The organism is Limnothrix sp. FACHB-1083, from assembly GCF_014696485.1.
GTDB lineage: Bacteria > Cyanobacteriota > Cyanobacteriia > CACIAM-69d > CACIAM-69d > CACIAM-69d.
In genome coordinates, this window is record NZ_JACJQD010000014.1 from 1 (window position 1) to 15,532 (window position 15,532).

The following is a 15,532-nucleotide window of genomic DNA, read 5'->3' on the forward strand; positions in this document are numbered from 1 at the left end:
AGAGATTGGAGAACTGTATCGAAAGCGCTGGCAGATTGAGTTGCTATGGAAGTTCTTAAAGATGCATTTAAAATTAGATCAGCTCATTACGAAAAATCAAAATGGCGTAGCAATACAGATCTACATGGTCTTAATTGCTTATGCCATCTTGCAGTTAATAGAATTGCCGCAATTCTATAGTCAGACGCTACTAGATAAATTGCGATATTTGCAAGTTGTACTCGGTCGCTATGGCTCAATCAGTCATTGGAGCTATGATTTACTGCCAGAAACTCTTGTTGCCTAGAATATGAAGTTTTGTGTTTAGATTCAACACTTCTGGGATTTAGCCTATGCGGTGGATGCGGTTAGCTATCGCGGGGCCCGGGTGGAAGTGGTCAGCTTGCGATCAATGACCAGCGACAATTTAATCAACGTGGCCGATCGCTATATTGATTTGGATGCCATCAAGGACGACATCAAAAAAAGCCCCCGCCAAGGCTACACCTACCATCCCTTACCCCATGCGGATGAAGAGCGTTTAGAGAGAGAGAGCTAAGCTTGCACCCTCAGTTGCGGTGCGCATGGCAGCCCGCTGGGGCCCAGCCCCGCAAGAAACTGACCTTGGCAATCCCGTCCCTGCCCGTTCGCCTTTAGAATTGCGGTTGACGATCGCGGTTTTTCGATCCCCAGCGATCGCCCATGGGCTAGCCTCCCTCGGCCACGATCGAGCCGAATTCAACCCCAACGAATTCAGCCAGATCCAACCCAGAATCCAACCTAGGGGCCAACCCAAGATCAGACTCAGGATCAACCGCTGCTGCACCTATGAGCTTTCCAACTCGCGCTATTCGGGGACTGGTCGCCCTTGCACTGATTGCCGGCCTGAGCACGGCCTGTGGCAATCGCAACCGAGGGGAGGAACGAATTGCCGCCGACACGAAGGCCGCAGAGGATTTCCAAGGAGACTTGGTGTTTGACAACTTGACCCTGAACCGAGCGGACAAGCAGGGGCAGGTGTTGTGGGAAGTGCGGGCCAGCCAGGCACGCTATTCTCGCGATCGCAAGCTGGCCAAATTGTCAGACGTGAAGGGCAAGCTGTTCCAGGATGGCAAGGTGGTCTATGAGATCACGGCCAAACAGGGGGAAGTGGAACAAAACGGGCAAGTTTTGAAGGTTTCCGGCAACTTACGCGCCAAGGATTTGCGGGAAAAGATGGAATTCCAAGGCGGTTCTGCCACTTGGGAACCCGCAAAGTTCCAACTGCAAATGAAGGGCGGAGTAACGCTGAATCATCCCCAAGCCAAGATCCAATCCCAGGAGGCGGTGGCGTTTAGTCGCGATCGCCGGGTAGAGATGGTGCAGGCGGTGAAGCTGGTCTCCAAAGATCGCCAGATGAAGTTGGACAGCGATCGGCTGATTTGGCAAATGAAGGCCGATGAGCTACAGGCGATCGGGAAGGTGGTGGCCACCGGCAGCAAGCCCGAGATGAAGCTGACGACCGATCGACTGGTTTGGCAACGCAAAAAACAGGTCAGCGAGGCGATCGGGAATGTGGTCGCCGTCCAGAACAAGGGAGCCAACCGGCTGACGGCCGATCGGGTGTTGTGGCAAATGAAAGACCAAGTGGCCCAGGCAGAGGGCAAGGCCGTTGCCACCGGCCAAAACCCACCGATGCAACTGCGGGCCGATCGAATCATTTGGCAAATGAAAGACCAAGTGGCCCAGGCGATCGGCAACGTGGTGGGGGTGCGCCAGGATCCCGCCGTGCGTGTGCAATCCCAGCGGGTGGTGTGGCAACAGAAACCGCAACTGGTTAGCAGCGACACCCGCACCATCATCGAGCGGTTTAACTGTGCGGGCGGTCGCTGTGTCATTTCCGATCGGGCCGTGGGCAACTTGGTAGATGTGAGCTTGAAGGATCGCGTTGCCTTTTTGCGTAACCAAGCCCAGGTCAGCACCGGCAATCCTGGGGTAGACGTGGCCAGCGATTCCCTGATTTGGCAATTCCAAGCCCAGTCCCTGACGGCCGATCGCCCCGTGACGGTCTACGAACGACAACAGCAGGTGGTGTTAAACGCCGATCGGGGATTCATGGATCTCAAAAACCAAAATGCCGAAATGTTAGGCAATGTGCGCGGTGTGTCCCGCCTCCGCAGCGCCAACCTCAGCAGCGATCGGCTGATTTGGTCCATGCGCGATCAGCAACTCCAAGCCTTTGGCAATGTGTTTTATCAACAGGCCAACCCCTTCCTCATTTCCCGGGGTAACTACGGCGTGGGTTCCATGAAAGACGGCGCAATCTTCCTGCAATCCGGGGGCAACAGCCGCGCCCGATCGACCTTCTTCCCGGAAAATCTCCAGGCCGCCGCTTCCCCTGCACCCGCGCCCAGTCCCGTCGTTGGTGCGCCCGTGCCGGGGCCCGCTACCACGCCCGTGGGCCCGCCGCCCATTCCCAGCACCTTGCCGCCCATTCCGCCGGCCCTGTTGGGGACAGAAACCGGCATTTTTGAAGATCCATTCTCGAACCTGTTTGGCCCCTAGGATCGATCCGCAGAATCCACGATCCTGGGTTTGATCGCCCGTTCAGGATCTACAAAATCTCAGGCGGGCCCATCCCCGGCCCGACCGCCCGATCGATCCACCAGCTCCCGCAACCTACCCAGCTCCCGCAACAGCACCGTCGTCGTCAACTGCTGCTGCGCCAAGCTCAACATCACAAAACCGGCAAATAAACCGATATAGAAGTTCTGAGAACTCAACTCAACACCCATCCCCATCGATAGGGCCAGCAGCAGTCCGATAGCAAACTCCCGCCGGTCTTTAGGGGTCGCCAACTGCCAAATTTGCAAAGGATTGGTGGTGCGGTTCATAGCTGTTCGGAAACTGAATGGTGTTCGGAAACTGAACTGTTGATTAATCCTGAAACGGTGAATCACGCGATCAACCCATCTCAAGCAACCGTCAAACATCCAGCAGCCCAGACAGCCAGAGACTCAGCCGTTGATTCCCCCCGGCACTGAATCCCCCAATCAAGCCACGACCGAGGATTCAGCGCCCTGATTGAACGCTGATGGCCGCCTACTGCAAAGAAGCCACAAACTTATCCAGTCGATCCATACCCCGCAAAATCGTATCCAGATCCGTGGCATAGGACAGACGGAAGTTGGCATCTGACCCAAAGGGCAAACCGGGAATCGTGGCCACTTGGAACTCCTCCAGGAGGCGCTGGCAAAACTCGATCGACCCGAGGCCCAACTGCGCAATATTCGGGAACAGATAAAACGCACCTTCCGGCTCTGAGCAGGTGATCCCCGGCAAGGCCCGAATCCGTTCCAACATCACCGATCGCCGTTTCGTGAAGGCCGCCAACATTTCCGCCACACAGTCTTGGGACTCTTCCAGGGCCGCCACTGCCCCAAACTGGGCGAAGGTACAAACATTGGAAGTGGCATGGCCCTGAATGGTGGCCACGGCGTTAATGAGGGCATGGGGCCCCGCCAGGTAGCCCACCCGCCAGCCGGTCATGGAATAGGCCTTGGCGAACCCGTTACAAACCAGGGTGCGATCGAACATGCCCTCCACGGCCGCAATGCTCAGGTGCTCGGCCCCGTCGTAGAGAATTTTTTCGTAAATTTCATCGGACACCACCGCAATATCCGCTTCAATCACCACCTGGGCGATCGCCCGAATTTCGTCGGGGCTGTAAACCTTGCCCGTGGGGTTTGATGGCGAATTCATCACCAGCAGCTTGGTGCGCGGCGTAATCACCGATCGCAACTGTTCCGGCGTAATCTTGTAGCCCGTCTCCTCAGTGGTGGGCACAATCACCGGCTTGCCCCCCGCCAGCACCACCATCTCTGGATAGCTGAGCCAGTAGGGCGCGGGAATAATCACCTCATCGCCCGCCTCAATCATCGCCATCATCAAACCGTAGAGGGCATGTTTGCCCCCGTTGGTGACAATCACCTGCTCCGGTTCATAGGGCAATCGGTTATCACGGTTCAGCTTCTGGGCGATCGCCTGGCGCAGGGCCGGTTCCCCAGCCGCCGGGCCATAGCGAGTTTTGCCTTCATCCAAAGCCTTTTGGGCTGCCGCCACCACATGGGCCGGAGTGGGGAAGTCTGGCTCCCCGGCGCTGAAGCTACAGACATCCAGGCCGCTCGCTTTCATGGCCTTCGCCTTGGCAGTGATGGCGAGCGTGATGGAGGGGGTGACTTGTCCGACCCGCGCCGCTAGTTTCATGTTTCTCGGAAGTTCACATTAGGGATGACTGCCAGATCAGGCGTTGCCAAGGTTGCCGGTCGGCAGCGCTACAAGCTCGTGGCTGGCGTTAATGGTCTAGTCTCTCAGGGAACTGTAGCCTGCGTCAAAATCAATTGCTACCGTTTTTAAAGAAGTTTTGGGGCCATGATTGACCCTTGGCATTTTGGAAATTGCAGAGTTCAGCCAACATGGAAAATGTTTGAGCGTATTCCATGCGCTCTTGTCGCTCGTACCAAGCTTGCGTCCGTAACTCTTGCTCAGGCGTTGGATAAAAACAATACCAATCAGCCTTTTCAGGCTTTTCAGCCATGACCTTACATTTCAATCCTTACATTTCAATCGATATATCGATATAGCGTAGGATGTCGAGCAAGGAGCCGTGGCATGAGCTTATCTGTTGAAAAATCGGAGGGGGGAATCGGGCCGGGTGGTCGATCGATGCTGGTCGATCGCATTGCCTCACCCCTATCCCGCACCCTGACCACAGTGGTTGTCCCCACCACGATCGCCCTGTTAGCCATGGGGCTAATTTCCGGCAATCTCTGGCTGGGGTTAATGGGTGGCTTGGGAGCCTTGGGCACGGGTCTGTGGTTGCTCACGCCGTTTCGCAGCCAGCTCTGGACTCAACTGATCCCCGTTTCCTGGCGCGTGCCGATCGCGGGGGCCTTGGGGTCGATCATTGGGGTCTTTGGGTTGCTGCTTTTGTGGGGCACGGAGCGATCGCAAGGGGAACAGGGAACCCGCCTCAGCATCAATTGGGATGCGGTGGGAGCCATCAGCGAAGCCCTGGGAGCCTTGGGCCAAATTGCGATCGCCGTGTTGGCGGTCTATGTGGCCTGGCAACAATACGTGCTCTCGCGGGATTTAACCATTCAGCAAAACCGGATTACCCAACAGCAAACCATCGATGCCTATTTCCAAGGCGTGTCCGACTTGGCCTTAGATGAGCAGGGTTTTTTGGAAGATTGGCCCCAAGAACGGGCGATCGCGGAAGGCCGCACCGCCGCCATCCTGGGCAGTGTGGATGCGGAGGGCAAGGCCAAAATTGTGCGCTTTTTGTCCCAAGCCAAGCTGGTTACGCCCCTCAAGCGCGATCGCCTGCTGGGTCGGCCCATCTTGGACGGTTCCGGCGGCTATGAAGAAGATCGGGCCCGGGGCGTGCGGGTCATTGACCTGGGCGTGATGTTGGCGGGGGCCGACCTTCAAGGCACGGATCTGCGCTGGGTTGACCTGGGGGAAACGAACCTGGTGCGAGCCGACCTCAGCGGTTGTAACTTAACCCGGGCCAACCTCAGCCGCACGATTCTATTTGAGGCCAATTTGCGGGGAGCCGACTTGAAGGGAGTCAGGCTGTTTTATGGCAACTTGGAAACCACCACGCCCCGATCGCGCGAGGACGACGAAGCCAACTACCAAACCGGCGAAGGCACCGGAGCCGTGATTGAAAATGCCGACTTGAGCGGCGTGGTTGATCTTTCCGAGGCCGATCGGGTCTATTGCTGCATGTGGGGCGGGGAACGCACACGCGGCACAATTCCCGGCGGCTGCGAAGGGATTGAAAACAAGCTCGGGCGCTAGGCCCAGCAAAGAACCAGCCTAGAATGGAAACAGTCCCGTCTGGTTCATCTCCCGGTCAACCTCAAGGTCAAGCCATAGGATGTTTTGAGTTTTGCAATCGCCGTTTGAACTACCGCCCACCCCAGATCCCCAACCCAATCGGAACCGATCGCGCCGGCCCGGTCGTCCTCCGGCTCGATCGCGCCGGCCGGGCCCTTGGGGTTGGCTTGTCGCCCTGTTGCGGCTGGCCCTGTTGTCGGGACTGGGGATTGCAGGGGTTTTGGGCGGGGTAGCTGCCGCTCGCTGGGTTCCGGGAACGATCACCAGCACCCCACCGCTGGAATTGGCCCTGCGCCAGTTGGATCAATGGTTAACCCGTTGGCCCCGATCGCCCGGCCTGCTCACCTTACCCACAGTCCCCATTCCCAGCCCCAGCCCAACCCTGAGTGCATCGCCGGTTCCAGCCGCCCCCCTCAGCCCCGATCGACGCAAGGCCCTGCAAACCCAACTGCAAGCCCTCGAAGCGGATCTGAACGCCCTGATTGGGGAGGCCACGGCCATTGAAGGGGAGTTGGGCAATCGCAATCCCACGGGGCCGATCGAGCAACGGGTGCAGGCGATCGCCCAAGCCCTGAACAGCACGGGAGCCAATCCCCGCAGCACGTCATCTCCTACCCAGAGCGTCCCGACCCAAACCACCCCCACCCAAACCGCCGGCCGCCTCACCATCGCTCTCCCGACGGATTTGTTGTTTCAGGACAATCACAGCAACCTGCAACCGGCAGCCGGAGCCATTCTGGATACCATTGCCGCCGACTTGCAAAACTACCCAGGCGCAACCGTGCGCATTGCCGGCCACAGCGACGCGATCGGGGATCCGGTGGCCAACCGAGAATTAACCCTGCGCCGGGCCAAGGCCGTGGGTCAATACCTGGCCGATCGGCTCACGGGCCCCTACCGTTGGGTTACGGCCGGCTTCGGGGCCAGTCGGCCCCTCACCCCTGACCCGGATCCCGCCAGCCAGCAACGCAATCGACGAATTGAAATCGTGATTGAACCGTTGCTGAACCCCTGATCGGCACCCCCGATCAGCATCCCTGATCGGCCCGCTGGCCACGGTGTTTGGCTTGTGTTGGTTTCAGGATCGATCGCTCCTCCGACCGTTTTGTTTTTCCTATCACCATGCGGCTTGTCTTTTTCGGTACTCCCACCTTTGCGGTTCCCAGTTTGCAGCGCCTGATCAATGAGCCAGATTTTGAAGTCTTGGCCGTGGTGACCCAACCCGATCGACGGCGGGGGCGGGGCAGCGACCTGATTCCTTCCCCGGTGAAGCAACTGGCCCTGGCGGCGGGCATTCCGGTTTGGCAGCCCGATCGGGTCAAAAAAGATCCCGAAACCCTCGATCGCCTGCGTGCCACCCAAGCCGATGCCTTTGTGGTGGTGGCCTATGGACAACTGCTGTCGGCGGAAATGTTGGCCATGCCCCGGTTGGGTTGCATCAATGGCCATGGCTCCATCCTGCCGGCCTATCGCGGCGCGGCCCCGATTCAGCGGTGCTTGCAAGCGGGCGATCGCCTCACGGGCATTGTCACCATGCTGATGGATGAAGGGATGGACACGGGCCCGATGTTGCTGCGGGGCGACACCCCGATCGACCTCCTCGACAACGCCCAAAGCTTGGCGGAACGACTGGCGGCGATCGCGGCGGATCTGTTGCCCCCCACCCTGCACGGCTTGGCTGATGGGTCGCTGCAACCCCAAGCCCAACCGGCCGGAGCCACCCACGCCCCCCCAATCAAAAAAGAGGAATGGGCGATCGACTGGTCGCATTCGGCCTTGGCCATCCATAACCAAGTGCGGGCCATGATCCCCAACGGCCACAGCCAGTTGCGCGGCAACGGCCTGAAGCTATTGGAAACGGCCCCTTTGGGTGCAGCATTTTGGTCTCAATTACCCGAGAGTTTTGGTTCCCTCGCCGCCCAATGGGAGAATTTACAGGCCCAGTGGCAGGCGATCGCGGGGCCACCCGGAACGATCGTTGGCATTCTCAAGGGATGGGGGCCCGTGGTGCGCACTGGGCAAGATTACTTGCTGTTGCGCCAATTGGTGCCTGCGGGCAAACGGCCGCAAGCTGGCTGGGACTTTGCCAACGGCCTGCACCTACAACCCGGCGAATGTTTAGGCCCCGATGCTTGAGTTTGGGTGCGATCGATCAATCGCCTCGGCTGCAATTTCGGCCCCAATTTGGCCTCACCCAATTTGGCCTTACCCAAGGTGGCCTCGGCCTCAAATGCTGATTACCCCCTTGCTTGCGCCTCGGCCCTAGAGGAGAGCACGCTTGAAACCAACCGCCCCCGAGTCGCCACCCCAGGTTCGATCGCAGACCACCGCTCCTTCGGCGGGCGGCGGTTGGGCGGTCTCCCTGCGGTGGCTGATCATTGTGCCATTCGTGATCCAATTGGTGCTGGTGGTGGGGGCGATCGCCTACTTAGCCCTCCGCAGCAATCGCACCGTTGCCACCGAAAACACCAAGCAACTGCTGCAAATGAGCAGTCAGCAGGCCAATTTACAACTCACCAGCCTTTTTCGTACCTACAACACCGTTGCCCAACTGCAAACCAATGACTTCCTGACGGGGCAATGGCCCCAAGAGGATTGGCGGGCGATCGAACAATACCTCTGGCGACGGTTGCGGGAGTTTCCCGACTTGGGCCAGTTGGTTTATAGCGACCCCCAGGGCAATTTGCGCGGGGTGTCACGGTTAGGGGGGTGGCGGCGCTTTGCCAACGGTCAAAGTCATAACCAAAGTGTCTGGCAATGGTCCGTGAGCGATCGGGGACATCCAGCCGGTCGCCCTCGGCTCTATTGGACCAGCGAACCCCAATCCCAGGCTTGGTTTAATGCGGCGGTGGGGGTTGGCCAGCCCACCTGGAGCAGCTTGGATCAGCGCCAGCAAAACCGCAACTGGCAATGGAGCGCCGATTGGGTGATGCACTATGCCTGGCCGCTGTATGACGATCGCTCCGGCCGGTTGTTGGGGGTGTTTAGCGCCAACTTGAACCTGATGGCCGTGGGGCAATTGCTGCGATCGATTCCCCTACCGCCTCAGGGTCAGGTTTTTGTGTTCACCGATGAGGGGACGGTGGTAGCCACCTCCAGCGATCAATTGCCCTATCGGGTGGAGCAGCGGGGCGAACTGAATCAACTGCACCCCTTGTCCTTGCAGAGCTTCCCCGATCGCGCCATCCAAAGCGCGGGCTACTACCTGCTCGATCGGTTCGGAGGATTTCGCTATCTGCCCGATCGCTCCAGCCAGCTCTATCAATTTCACGGCAAGCGCTACCTGCTGCACCTCAAGCGCTGCAACCACCCCACGACCCCCGATTGGTGGATTGCAGTGTTGGTTCCCGAATCGGCCTTTCTGAGCGATGTGCAAGAAACCGCCGAAATTATGTTGCTGTTGGCCGGCACGGCGCTGCTGTTGGCCATGGGAATTGGGTGGTGGACGGTACAGCAGGTTTTGCGCCCCCTGGAGCAACTGAACCAAGCCACCCGCGCCGCTGCCCGCATCCAGTTTCAACCCGTAGACAGCAACACGGGGGTGCAAGAGTTTGATGCCTTGGCCCAAACCTTCAACGCCATGTCGGCCACCCTGCGTTTGTCCTTCAGCGCCCTCCAAGACAGCAAAAGTCACTTAACCCAAGTGCTGGAGTCGCTGCCGATGGGGGTGTTGGTTTTGAGCCAAGACGGTTCCTTGCAGTACGTTAATTCCGTGGCGGGGGGCCTCTTGCAACTGCCGATCGGGCTGCAACCGTTGGGGCGCACCTGCGAAACCTTGCATCACCGTCTGTTCTTGGCCGGTAGTGAGGCCCCGTTTCCCGTACAACAGTTACCGGGAATCCTGGCCCTGGAGGGAAAAACCGTTGCACCCACGCGGCTGGATGTGCAGCAAACCCACGGCCGCCGCCTGCCCTTGGAGGTGTTGGCCGTGCCGCTGTTTGACAGTGAGCAGGCCGTGACCGGGGCGATTGTGGTGTTACAGGACATCACCGATCGCAAGGTGACTGAGGAATTGTTGGTGAGCTACAACCAAAACCTGGAACGACAGGTTTCGGAACGGACGGCGGCCTTGGCGGTGGCGAATCACCACTTGGCGGCGGCCCGGGATGCGGCGGAACAGGCCAACCGGGCCAAGACGGTCTTTTTGGCCAATGTGACCCATGAGTTGCGCACGCCGCTCCACGCCATCTTGGGATTTGGGCAACTGTTGCGATCGCGCGTTTTGGGTCTGATTGCCGCCCCCATGGATCCGGCTCTGGAACATCTGGACGCGATCGCCCGCAATGGATCCTACCTGCTGCAACTGATTGATGATTTGCTCTCGATCGCCCGTGTGGAAACGGATCATCTGGAACTGGAGCCGATCGATTTTGACCTGTTGGCCCTGCTAAACGACTTGCATGAAATTTTTGAGATGCGATCGCGCAGTGCCCGTGTCCATTTCCAAATGGCCGTGGCGGGCACGATTCCCCATTGGGTGAAGGGTGATGGCCGGCGGTTGCGGCAAATTTTAACCAACTTGCTCGATAACGCCTTCAAATTCGTTGGAATGCCCGGCCAAGTCACTCTCTCCGTTGACTTAGGCGAAGGTGACCTGCTTGTTTTTGAAATTAGCAACACCGGAGAAGGCATTCACCCCGAGGAAATGCCTGACATCTTTGAACCCTTTGTGCAAGCCAAGGCCGGCCGTCGCCTGCGCCAAGGCACGGGATTGGGCTTGGCGATCGGGCAGCGGCTGGCCCTGCTGATGGGCGGTTCTCTGGTGGCGGAAAGTCGTCCGGGCATCCTGACCATTTTTCGGCTGCAAGTGCCCTTGCCCCGCCTGGATGGTTTGTTGGCGCATCCGGAGCCACCGGCTCGCAAACCCCTGGCCCTGCTGGAGTCTGCGCCGCCCGAACCCTGGATTGGGCGCTTGTTAATTGTGGATCCCCTGCGCGATCGGGGCCAGGCCTATGTGAACTATCTGAAGCAGGTGGGTTTGGAAAGCCAATGTGTTCATCACGGGTGGGATGCCTTGCGCCAATGGACTTCCTGGCAACCGCGACTGCTGTGGGTGGATCTGCGGCTACCGGACGGGGAAGGGCTGGCCACGGTTCGCCGCATCCGGGCGATCGAGCGCAAGAACCTGGTGCATCGTCCCTGTGCGATTGTGGCCATTGCCCCCAGTCCCCAAGATCACCATTGTTTGCAAGAGCTGGACTGCACCTTGCTGCCCAATTCGCCCCCGCTCTGTCCTCTGCTGTTGGATCTGATTCGTGGCCTGCTGGCTCCCCAGGGCCCCATCTGCCCGATCGCCGTGCCCGTGGCTCCGCATTCAGTGCCCGATGGCCAACCCAGCCTGAACCTGCGCGATCGGTTTGCGGAACTGCCGATCGAGTGGCGCTTGGCGTTGGACTTAGCCGCCCGCAGCGCCGATGAAGATCAGGTGCGCACGCTGCTCACGGAGTTACCGCCCGACTATCACGACCTCTGCCAGGCGATCGAGGACTTGCTAGAAAATTTCCAATTAGAACAAATTGCCGATTTGGCGCAACCGCCAACCTTCGCTCCTTAACGGCGCGATCGCCTGGATTGCCTAGCCCGTGACACTACTCAGCAGTTCCAGCAAACCGCTGTCCTGTAAGGTTTGGCCAATTTGCTCGGACATTTGCCGACAATGATTATTTTGCTGAAGGGCCAGCTCTTCATTCTTGACAATCAGGTTTAAGCGAGTGCGATTGCGAACTTCATCGGCGCGATCGATCACCAATTCCACCGTCACCAAACGGTAATAGGACACTTTGCCCGGTCGTTCACGCGCAAGGAGATAATCAACGGTTTTGTGGACGACGTTGAGACCGCAATCGGTCAGCGAGGGTTCAAGCTGGCCAAGCAGTTGATCTGACGGCTGTGAAAAGGAAAATAGACAGGTATAACGAGCCATGAAGATTCGATTGCGTGAAACTGCGTAGAACCGCGTCCAACCCTATAATACCCAAGCGCTTTTGCTCTCGACTGTGGACTTGGGGCCCGGAACCAAGGGATCGTTAGCAAAACAGAACCAGATCCCAAGGGTTTTGCTCAGGGAAGCTGGCGATGGGGACGGAAACAGTTGTTATGGGATTGGACACCATGCCGCGATCGGGTCTGTCACCACTGGATTTATCACCGACAGTTCCGACAAATCCGGGCCGGTTGGTCACCTTTGAAGGAATTGACGGCGCAGGCAAAACCACCCAACTGGAGCAGGCGGTGGATTGGCTCAAGGCCAGCGGCATTCTGGGCGATCGCCCCTTGGTGGTGACGCGGGAGCCGGGAGGCACGGCCTTGGGTCAACAAATTCGCCATTTGCTCCTGTCGGGCGATTGGGAGGTAGCCGATCGCACAGAGCTGTTACTTTACGCGGCCGATCGGGCCCAGCATGTGGCGCAGGTGCTGCAACCGGCCTTGGCCGCCGGGGCGTTGGTGGTGAGCGATCGATTTGTGGATTCCACCGTGGCCTATCAAGGCTTTGGCCGTCAGCAGGATTTAATCCTGATTGAAACCCTGAATCGAATTGCCACGGCGGGCTTAGCCAGTGACTTAACCCTGTGGTTCGATGCCTCGATCGACTGTTGCTTGGCCCGGCGGGCGGCGCGGCGGGGCCCGGCCGATCGCCTAGAACGCAGTGCGATCGAGTTCCATGAACGGGTGCGATCGGGGTTTGCAGCCTTGGCTACTCAGGATCCCGATCGAGTGGTGCGAATCGCAGCCGATGGAGACCTGGCCGCTACCTTTGCCCAAACCCAAGCGGTGTTGACCGAACGCTTGGCCCGTTGGTGGCCGGTTCCAGTGCAGCCCGCGTTCTAATCGAACAGCCAGGGGAAGGCAGGTTGTTCATGCAGGTCATTGCGGCCGAGATCACAGGACGGGAACAAGGGGCCATGGGGATGGAGGCCGGTTAGATGCTGGAGCCAGCGACGATTCGGGCTGGGTTTGGGCCCCTGGTGGGCCAAGATTCGGTCATTGATTTTTTGACGATGGCGATCGCCCGCGATCGAATTGCGCCGGCCTATCTGTTTGCCGGGCCCGATGGGGTGGGGCGCAAGCTGGCGGCAGAATGCTTTGGCCAATGGATTCTTTGTCCGCCCGATCGCCCGGAATTGGCGGCCAGTTTGGGACGACGGGTACGCGAGCGAATGCACCCCGACCTGATTTGGCTGGAGCCAACCTACCTCGATCGGGGACAACTGATTTCCATCAGCCAAGCCCAAGCCAGCGGTCTGGAAAAGAAAACACCGCCCCAAGTTCGCCTAGAACAAATTCGCCAATTGGCCACCAGCCTCGGCCGGCCACCCATGGAAGCACCCCGATCGTTTGTGGTGATTGAAGCGGCCCAAACCATGGCCGAAGGGGCCGCCAATGCCCTTTTAAAAACCCTCGAAGAACCGGGCCGCGCCACCATCATTCTGTTGGCTCCTGGCCCCGAGGCGATTTTGCCCACCTTGGTTTCCCGTTGCGCGCGGGTTTCCTTTCGCCGGTTGCCTCCCTCGGAGTTGCTCCAAGTGCTCGATCGGGCGGGCCATGGCGACTTGCGCAACGCTCCCGAAGTGTTGGCCTTGGCCCAGGGCTGTCCCGGCCAGGCGATCGCCCATTGGCAACGGTTGCAAACCCTGCCGCAGGACTTGCTCATGGCCCTGCGCCAACCGCCCCAGTCCGCCTTTGCCGCCCTGGATTTGGCCCGGCAGCTTGATAAGGCGATCGACCTGGAGCAGCAACTGTGGCTCGTGAACTATTTGCAACAAACCTGGTGGCAACAGGGCGATCGGCCTTGGCCCCAGCGCGATCGAACCCTGCGCCGTTTGGAAGCCCTCCGCAAGCAACTGATGGGCTATGTGCAACCTCGCTTGGCCTGGGAAGTGGCCCTGATGGAACTGGCCCAAGGAGCCTAATTTCAGAACAGCATTCACGCCGACTTTTGAGGAGCGGCCTAGAATGGCCGTAGCAGCCCGATCGCCCACTGCTGAACCCGATTGCCAACTCCCAAGTCGCCCCAAAATCACCACCATCGAATGATCCGGGTTTCCATCCCCCCACCCAGAACAAGAGTTCAAGAGCCATTGCGCTAACGGTTTCCAGTGCGGTTCCAGGCTGGCTATGGGCCTTGCGTTTGCACCGCCTCAGGAGGTTTTGTCACCATGTCCGATCGTCCCCGTCGCAATCTACCCATCAGTCTTGTGGCCGCCGTTGGTTCAACGGCCGTGGCGGTGGGGGCCGGCGTTGCCTGGTGGAACGCTTCCATGGCCCCGGCCCCAACCCCCAGCCCTTCCGCCGCAACAACCATCCCCAGCCCCAGCCCTTCGGTGGCGGCCAGCGTTGCCCCCACGCCGCCCCCCAGCGCCGTGCCCCAATCACCAAAGGCAACTCCTGCCCCTGTGGCCACCGCCCCGATCGCTGAACAATCCCAGGTCTATTGGCTGAAGGACACGGGAACCCATTTTGCGATGGCGGGTCAACCGGCCAAAACCGTGGCCAGCAGTGAGCCAGATGAGGTGCTGCGCGGGGCGATCGAGCAAGTTTTGGCCGGGCAACCCACCGACAACAACTTAAGCAGCGCCATTCCCATCAACACCAAGCTGCTGGACGTGATGATTGCGCCGGAAGGAGTGCGGGTGAACCTGTCGTCGGAATTCACCAGCGGCGGCGGCAGTGCATCGATGATGGGACGGTTAGGGCAAATTGTTTACACGGCCAGCACGTTGAATCCCGCTGCGAAGGTTTGGATTTTGGTGGAAGGTCAACCTTTGACGGTGTTGGGAGGCGAGGGTTTGGAAGTGCCGCAACCGATCGACCGGGCCACGTTCGATCGACAATTTAAGCCCTAATTCAAGCCTTAGTAATCCGTTTCTTCTCGATCGACCATTAGCTATGACCCCAGAACCCAACCCCACAGCGGAGACTGAATCCAACCGTGACTCTGCCGTCACCTATGAGGGCGGTTGCCATTGCGGAGCGGTGCGCTTTCAGGTGCAGGGGCCATCACCCTTACAGGTGCAGTCTTGCAATTGCTCCATTTGCGACAAAACGGGATTTTTGCATTTGCTCGTTCCCCGATCGCGCTTTCAACTGTTGCAGGGCGAAACGGCATTAACCACCTACACCTTCAACACGGGCACGGCCAAGCATTTGTTTTGTCGCACCTGTGGCATCAAGTCGTTTTATGTGCCCCGATCGCACCCGGATGGCTATAGCGTGAATGCCCGTTGCCTGGATGGAGTTGATTTGGCCGATCCGTCGCAGGTGTTGATTGAACCCTTTGATGGGCGCAATTGGGAAGCCAATATCGACACTTTGAGAGCGGCCACGGCGAATTAGCACCAGAATTCAGCCCCGACGTTGAGGAATCAGTTAAGTCCATTGATCCAGGATCCATTGATTCAGGATTTTTGTTGCTGTGGGACTGATATGGGGCTGATGTGGACGATCGCCCGGAAAGGTTCGCCAGGAGCCGAATCGATCGGTTAGACCGGAACTATCCGCGCGATCGCCCCCCAGGCGATCGGTCTTTGCCCTGGCCCCATCCCATGACCCAATCGCCCGAGCCTGTCCCGAATCCCGAGCCGAAAGAGCCTGGGTTCGCTCAACCAGAATCCAATCAACCGGCATCCAATCAGCCTGAATCACATCAACCGGAACGCAACCTCCTGTGGCG

General features: G+C 58.9%; 15 protein-coding genes and 1 pseudogene. 11 read left to right on the forward strand and 5 right to left on the reverse strand.

Features of this window, described 5'->3' with window-relative positions; translation table 11 throughout:
- From H6F46_RS16035 to lptC, 3 genes and pseudogenes are all read left to right on the forward strand, one after another.
- The coding region (locus H6F46_RS16035; protein ID WP_242027764.1) for a transposase at nt 1-286 on the forward strand (286 nt) is incomplete at its 5' end.
- A gap of 36 nt (nt 287-322) precedes the next feature.
- Nucleotides 323-538 (forward strand): annotated as a pseudogene (locus tag H6F46_RS16040) (NYN domain-containing protein); the annotation flags it as partial.
- Between the two features lie 269 nt (nt 539-807).
- Nucleotides 808-2,523 carry an LPS export ABC transporter periplasmic protein LptC gene (gene lptC, locus H6F46_RS16045; RefSeq protein WP_190355832.1) on the forward strand — a complete coding sequence of 572 codons (1,716 nt, stop codon included), beginning with the start codon at nt 808-810 and terminating at the stop codon, nt 2,521-2,523.
- Nucleotides 2,524-2,582: 59 nt separating this feature from the next.
- Here the strand turns inward: lptC and H6F46_RS16050 are convergent, their stop codons facing one another.
- The 3 genes from H6F46_RS16050 to H6F46_RS16060 all read right to left on the reverse strand — a co-directional run bounded on the left by H6F46_RS16050 (nt 2,583) and on the right by H6F46_RS16060 (nt 4,555).
- Complete coding sequence (locus tag H6F46_RS16050) at nt 2,583-2,852, reverse strand: hypothetical protein (protein ID WP_190355831.1); 270 nt, start codon at nt 2,850-2,852, stop codon at nt 2,583-2,585.
- Nucleotides 2,853-3,060: 208 nt separating this feature from the next.
- Nucleotides 3,061-4,224: a pyridoxal phosphate-dependent aminotransferase gene (locus tag H6F46_RS16055; RefSeq protein WP_099535303.1), complete on the reverse strand. Its 1,164-nt coding sequence runs from the start codon at nt 4,222-4,224 to the stop codon at nt 3,061-3,063.
- A 130-nt stretch (nt 4,225-4,354) separates the two neighbouring features.
- Nucleotides 4,355-4,555, reverse strand: a complete 201-nt coding sequence (locus H6F46_RS16060) for a hypothetical protein (RefSeq protein ID WP_190355840.1) — start codon at nt 4,553-4,555, stop codon at nt 4,355-4,357.
- A gap of 128 nt (nt 4,556-4,683) precedes the next feature.
- Between H6F46_RS16060 and H6F46_RS16065 the strand changes: the two genes are divergently transcribed.
- The 4 genes from H6F46_RS16065 to H6F46_RS16080 all read left to right on the forward strand — a co-directional run bounded on the left by H6F46_RS16065 (nt 4,684) and on the right by H6F46_RS16080 (nt 11,416).
- Complete coding sequence (locus H6F46_RS16065; protein ID WP_370567183.1) at nt 4,684-5,823, forward strand: pentapeptide repeat-containing protein; 1,140 nt, start codon at nt 4,684-4,686, stop codon at nt 5,821-5,823.
- Nucleotides 5,824-5,914: 91 nt separating this feature from the next.
- On the forward strand, nt 5,915-6,877 hold the full coding sequence (locus H6F46_RS16070; RefSeq protein ID WP_190355829.1) for an OmpA family protein: 963 nt from the start codon (nt 5,915-5,917) through the stop codon (nt 6,875-6,877).
- Nucleotides 6,878-6,984: 107 nt separating this feature from the next.
- Nucleotides 6,985-7,998: a methionyl-tRNA formyltransferase gene (fmt, locus tag H6F46_RS16075; RefSeq protein ID WP_099535296.1), complete on the forward strand. Its 1,014-nt coding sequence runs from the start codon at nt 6,985-6,987 to the stop codon at nt 7,996-7,998.
- Nucleotides 7,999-8,140: 142 nt separating this feature from the next.
- Nucleotides 8,141-11,416: an ATP-binding protein gene (locus H6F46_RS16080; protein ID WP_190355828.1), complete on the forward strand. Its 3,276-nt coding sequence runs from the start codon at nt 8,141-8,143 to the stop codon at nt 11,414-11,416.
- Between the two features lie 21 nt (nt 11,417-11,437).
- Here H6F46_RS16080 and H6F46_RS16085 read toward each other — a convergent pair whose 3' ends face one another.
- Entirely contained in the window at nt 11,438-11,785 is a 348-nt protein-coding gene (locus tag H6F46_RS16085; RefSeq protein ID WP_190355827.1) for a hypothetical protein, read from the reverse strand.
- Nucleotides 11,786-11,958: 173 nt separating this feature from the next.
- Here H6F46_RS16085 and tmk point away from each other — a divergent pair, with 173 nt between their 5' ends.
- From tmk to H6F46_RS16105, 4 genes are all read left to right on the forward strand, one after another.
- A complete protein-coding gene (gene tmk / locus H6F46_RS16090; protein WP_242028003.1) occupies nt 11,959-12,690 on the forward strand; it encodes a dTMP kinase in 732 nt (243 codons plus the stop codon).
- A gap of 95 nt (nt 12,691-12,785) precedes the next feature.
- A complete protein-coding gene (locus H6F46_RS16095; RefSeq protein ID WP_190355826.1) occupies nt 12,786-13,772 on the forward strand; it encodes a DNA polymerase III subunit delta' in 987 nt (328 codons plus the stop codon).
- Between the two features lie 246 nt (nt 13,773-14,018).
- Nucleotides 14,019-14,705: a GerMN domain-containing protein gene (locus tag H6F46_RS16100; protein WP_190355825.1), complete on the forward strand. Its 687-nt coding sequence runs from the start codon at nt 14,019-14,021 to the stop codon at nt 14,703-14,705.
- A 43-nt stretch (nt 14,706-14,748) separates the two neighbouring features.
- Nucleotides 14,749-15,195, forward strand: a complete 447-nt coding sequence (locus H6F46_RS16105; RefSeq protein WP_190355824.1) for a GFA family protein — start codon at nt 14,749-14,751, stop codon at nt 15,193-15,195.
- Nucleotides 15,196-15,228: 33 nt separating this feature from the next.
- On the opposite strand, the gene H6F46_RS16110 is transcribed toward H6F46_RS16105, so the two are convergent.
- The gene (locus H6F46_RS16110; RefSeq protein ID WP_190355823.1) at nt 15,229-15,486 is read right to left on the reverse strand and encodes a hypothetical protein; all 258 of its coding nucleotides are present in this window, start codon (nt 15,484-15,486) and stop codon (nt 15,229-15,231) included.
- Nucleotides 15,487-15,532 lie beyond the last annotated feature (46 nt).